Genomic DNA, 3,325 nt, shown 5'->3' with positions numbered 1-3,325 from the left:
CCCACGGCGCTCTGATTTGATCAATCGAATGGAACACTGGGCCGTGGCCGACTGATCGGCCATTTCCATCTTTCATGCCGACTTCAAGCTGATGCGCAGCACCAATCGCCCGCAACAGATAGGCTTTGGCCTCGCGTACTGCATCCGGCAATATATTGCCTTTCGCCAGTTCCGCCGCCAAAGCGCTCGATAACGTGCAGCCGGTGCCGTGGGTATCCGGTGTTTCAATTCGCGCGGCCTCAAACCATTCTGTATGCGTGTTGCTCAGCAAAAGATCAGGGCAGAATTCACCTGCCATATGCCCGCCCTTCATCAGCACGGCTTTGCAACCTTTAGCCAGCAAAGCACGGCCTTGGCGTTCCATATCCTCGCGGCTTTCAGCGACCGGCTGTCCGAGTAACGCTGCCGCTTCCGGCAGGTTTGGTGTCAGTAATGTTGCCAGCGGCAGTAATTTCTGCCTCAGACTTTCCACTGCCTGCGGGTCGAGCAGTGCTGCACCACCTTTGGCAATCATCACCGGATCGAGCACAATCTGCAAATCCGGTTGTTTGACAAGCTGCTCCTGCAAAACCTGCGCCACGCGATCAGAAATTTGCGCATTGACGATCATGCCGATCTTAACCGCATCGACCCGCACATCACTGAAAATCATCGTCAATTGCTGGGCGACAAAATCTGCCGGTACAGGAAAAACACCGGAAACGCCTTGCGTGTTTTGTGCGGTCAGCGCTGTCAGCGCCGCCATGCCGTAAGTACCGCGTGCAGCAAAGGTTTTCAGATCAGCCTGAATACCGGCACCGCCGGACGGATCGGAGCCGGCGAGAGAAAGAACATTTTTCATGACTCAGCCCTTTGCTCCACGGAAATGAGCAATCGCCGCATTGAAAGCACGGGCTTCCTGCTCAGGGCTCTCCTGACCGCAGATTGCAGACACCACAGCCAGACCATCAATACCGGTCGCCAGCACATCCTCCACATGCGGCAGTTTAATGCCGCCGATTGCCACGGCTGGCAGGCCGTTGTGCGAGTAAACCCGTTTCAACCCGTCAAAACCGATGGAAGGCGCGCAGTTCTTTTTGGTAGCGGTCGGGAAAACTGGGCCGATGCCGAGATAATCCACCACAGCACTATCCGCTTTGGTGGCCATTTCTGCAGTCTGTACCGACAGACCAAGGATCATATCCGGCCCGATCTTTGCCCGTACCTGTTCCGGTGAGCCGTCATGCTGACCGATATGCAAACCATCGGCACCAACAGCAATGGCAACGTCAATATTGTCATTGATAATCAGCTTGGCATTAGTGCCTTCAAGCGCCGCTTTCAATGCTTTGGCAGTTTCAAGCATCTCCTGCTGGTTAGCGTCTTTATCGCGCAACTGCACCATTGTGGCACCGCCACGCACCGCTGCAATTGCGGTTTCCACCATACCCAAACTGCCGCAAAGCTCGCGGTCGAGAACGAGATAGAGCGACAGATCAAACTGTTTCATAGAATTGTACCTTTGCCTGAGACTGGAATTGTGCGGGAGAGAGCGCATAAAGCGCATCGATAAAATGTATCTGGAAGCTGGCAGGGCCTTTTGCCTGCAAGGCCGCCTGCTCTCCGGCCACGGCATACATAGCCAGAGCTGCGGCGGAGGCCTCGAGAGCAGAGGTTCTATGTGCGGCGACGAATGCACCTGTCAGGCAGGTCAGCGCACAGCCCAAAGCTGTGACTTGCGGCATCAGTGGTGAGCCGCCATCAATGCGCATAGTTGTCTGACCATCGGTGACAAGATCATAAGCGCCGGTCACTGCGACCGTACATTGATGCTCCCGCGCCAGTATTTGAGCCGCGTGGTGCGCGCTACCGGCATCATCACCGCTGTCTGCGCCCTGTCCGCGTGCGGAAAAGCCCGCAAGCGTCAGAATTTCCGATGCATTACCGCGAATAATTGTTGGTTTCAGTGCCAAAAGTTTTTGCGCTGCATCGCGGCGGAAGGTTGAGGCAAAATGCGCAACGGGGTCAAAAACCCACGGAATATTATGCGCATTGGCAGCCGTGATAGCAGCGATCATGCCCTGCACCCAGAGTGGCGACAGCGTGCCGATATTGATTGTGACCGCGCCGCATAATTTTGCGAACTCTCCCGCCTCTTCCTGTGCATGCAGCATAGCCGGAGATGCACCGGCAGCCAAAACCACATTGGCAGCCGTATTCATCGCCACGAAATTAGTGATGCATTGTATGAGGGGTTTGCGCTGTCGCATGGTTTCCAGCATCACGCCGAAATCCGGTAGATCTTTCATATCAGCCCTCCGCAACGGTGAGGGTCTGACGCGGGGTGCCGTTATCGTCGCTATTGCGAAAAGCCGCCCTTTGATCTGACTCCCTCCGCCGGCATTATCCGGTTCAGGTTCAAAGGGTACTTCTCAGCCGGATGATCCGGGCGCCCCTGTCTCTCATCATCATTATGGCAGAGCAAAATGCGGCTGTCCACCGCTTGGGCGTGTTCAGCTGATTAATATGGCACGGAAATCATTGACATTTGTGCCGGTCGGCCCCGTTACAAACAGATCACTGCTTGCATTGAACGCACTCCAGCTGTCATGGCCTGCGAGAAACTGTTTCACATCAAGACCAAGCTCCGTCATGCGCTGAATTGTGTTGCCGTCAGCAAAAGCACCCGCATTATTCTCCGAACCGTCAATACCGTCCGTATCCGCAGCCAAAGCGTGAATATTAGCGTGGCCAGCAATATTCAGCGCCAGTGCCAGCATAAATTCGCTGTTGCGCCCGCCTTTCCCTGCTTTTGAACCGGAGCCGAGCGTTACCGTTGTTTCACCGCCGGAAAGTAACAGAAGCGGCTGGCCGGATGTGCGGTTGCGTGCCTGATACTGCGCCAATGCCCCATGCATCAGCGCAATGTCTTTCGCTTCCCCTTCAATGGAATCCGAGAGAATGAGCGTTTCAACGCCCTGCTCCTCAGCCAGTTTTGCAGCTGCCTTTAGTGATTGCGCTGCGCTGGCAATAATATGGTGGCTGTGCCGCGCAAACACGGCATTATCAGGCTGCGGCGCATCGGCTTTTTCACTTCGTAAATGCGCCATGACCTTTTCCGGCAGTTGCATCTTGTAATGTTCAATATATTTCAGCGCATCATGACGGGTTGCGCGATCGGCAATTGTCGGCCCTGAGGCGATCAGTGCCGGATCATCACCCGGAATGTCCGAGACAATCAGACTGACCATACGGGCAGATCCTGCAAGGGCAGCCAGCCTGCCACCTTTGATCGTAGAAACATGCTTGCGGATAGCATTCATCACGCTGATCGGCGCACCGCTGG

General features: G+C 55.2%; 4 protein-coding genes and 1 riboswitch. All 4 genes read right to left on the bottom strand.

Going from position 1 to position 3,325, the window contains the following annotated elements; all coding sequences use genetic code 11:
• The coding region (gene thiD / locus A918_RS0113475) for a bifunctional hydroxymethylpyrimidine kinase/phosphomethylpyrimidine kinase (RefSeq protein ID WP_022711574.1) at positions 1-841 on the bottom strand (841 nt) is incomplete at its 3' end.
• A gap of 3 nt (positions 842-844) precedes the next feature.
• Positions 845-1,489, bottom strand: coding sequence for a thiamine phosphate synthase (gene thiE / locus A918_RS0113470; RefSeq protein ID WP_022711573.1), 645 nt, complete (start codon positions 1,487-1,489; stop codon positions 845-847).
• Positions 1,476-2,288 (bottom strand): hydroxyethylthiazole kinase, encoded by an 813-nt coding sequence (thiM, locus tag A918_RS0113465; protein ID WP_022711572.1) that lies wholly within the window; start codon positions 2,286-2,288, stop codon positions 1,476-1,478. Before thiM ends, thiE begins: the two co-directional genes overlap by 14 nt.
• 63 nt (positions 2,289-2,351) lie before the next feature.
• Positions 2,352-2,446: riboswitch (TPP riboswitch) on the bottom strand.
• A gap of 46 nt (positions 2,447-2,492) precedes the next feature.
• Positions 2,493-3,325: glycerate kinase (locus A918_RS0113460; protein ID WP_022711571.1), on the bottom strand; the 833-nt coding region annotated here is incomplete at its 5' end.

This window comes from Pseudochrobactrum sp. AO18b, assembly GCF_000409565.1.
Taxonomy (GTDB): domain Bacteria; phylum Pseudomonadota; class Alphaproteobacteria; order Rhizobiales; family Rhizobiaceae; genus Pseudochrobactrum; species Pseudochrobactrum saccharolyticum.
Note: the sequence above shows the minus strand (reverse complement) of the source record. Positions and strands in the feature narration are given on the sequence as shown.

Excerpts from the sequence above, each read along its gene's own strand:
- thiM (WP_022711572.1), bottom strand. The coding sequence starts at position 2,288 with ATGAAAGATCTACCGGATTTCGGCGTGATGCTGGAAACCATGCGACAG.
- thiE (WP_022711573.1), bottom strand. The coding sequence starts at position 1,489 with ATGAAACAGTTTGATCTGTCGCTCTATCTCGTTCTCGACCGCGAGCTT.